Below are 1139 nucleotides of genomic sequence, written 5' to 3' on the forward strand. Positions count from 1 at the left end.
GCGCTCAGGCATCGGAGATGGGGTTCGACCTCGAGGAGGAGGCACTGCACGAGAGCGCGGCAGCCGCGCTGCTGCTGCTGGCACCTGTCCGCCAGGCCACCCTGGACCGAGCAGCAGGCAGGGACTGACTGACCACCGACAGGCCCGCGCCGATGTGGCGTGGGCCTGTCGCGTCTACTGTCGCGCCGGAGTGCTGTCGTGTGATCTGAGCTGGGCCAACGCCCCGATATCCCCGCCCCTCGGCGGACGCGACAGACGGGCGCGACAGGGTCTTTGGTGGGGCCGTGGGCCCGTGAGCCCGTGACGTCACCAGAAGGCGCCCACAAGGCTCTACGCTGCCCTCCATGCGGATCTACGCGATGACGAATCAGAAGGGTGGTGTGGGCAAGACCGCCAACACCATCAACACCGGCGCGGCCCTGGCCGAGAAGTCGGTGCAGAACCCGGAGCAGAAGCGTGTGCTCCTGGTGGACTTCGACCCCCAGGGCCACATGTCCGAGGCCCTCGGCGTGGACGAGACCCCGGACGACAAGACTCTGCGGATGGCGCTGGTGGGGGAGTGGCGCGGCGCCGACCCTCGGCAGATCATCGTGCAGCGCTCGGAGTACCTGCACGTGATCCCGACCAACGTGGACATGCACCTCCTGGAGCGGTCGCTGTACACGGTGGCCGACCGCGAGCGCCGGCTGTCCCGGTTCCTGGAGAAGGTGGACGACGACTACGACGTCTGCCTGATCGACTGCGCGCCCTCCCTCGGCGTCATCACCGACTGTGCGCTCTACGCGGCCCGCTAGCGGGAGGGCAAGGGCAAGAGCGGCATCGTGGTGCCCGTGGAAGCCGAGGACTCCTCGGTCGGCGCGCTGCGGCTGCTGCTGCGTCAGATCGGCCTGCTGTCGGAAGACATGGACATCGTGCTGGACGTCCTCGGCCTCGTGCCCTCCCGGTTCGACATCCGCGACGGCAACGTCGTCACCTCCATGCTGGAGGCGTTCCGGAACCTCGGGGAGCCTGCCGTGATCGGGGAGATCCGCAAGCGGACCATCATCCGCGAAGCCTGGCGGGCGAAGCAGACCATCATCGAGCACGCTCCCCAGAGCGATGCCGCGGACTGGTACCGGGACCTGGCCAAGGCGGTGGAC

General features: G+C 68.6%; 1 protein-coding gene and 1 pseudogene. Both read left to right on the forward strand.

Annotated elements, in window-relative coordinates; all coding sequences use genetic code 11:
* Positions 1 to 344: 344 nt before the first annotated feature.
* Positions 345 to 794, forward strand: a complete 450-nt coding sequence (locus tag ACFWV2_RS33055) for a ParA family protein (RefSeq protein ID WP_384411127.1) — start codon at positions 345 to 347, stop codon at positions 792 to 794.
* A gap of 36 nt (positions 795 to 830) precedes the next feature.
* Positions 831 to 1139 (forward strand): annotated as a pseudogene (locus ACFWV2_RS33060) (ParA family protein); the annotation flags it as partial.

Source organism: Streptomyces sp. NPDC058671 (assembly GCF_042716475.1).
Taxonomy (GTDB): Bacteria; Actinomycetota; Actinomycetes; order Streptomycetales; family Streptomycetaceae; genus Streptomyces.

Bases quoted from the DNA above. Each gene is read 5' to 3' on its own strand.
- ACFWV2_RS33055 (WP_384411127.1), top strand. From the start codon at position 345: ATGCGGATCTACGCGATGACGAATCAGAAGGGTGGTGTGGGCAAGACC.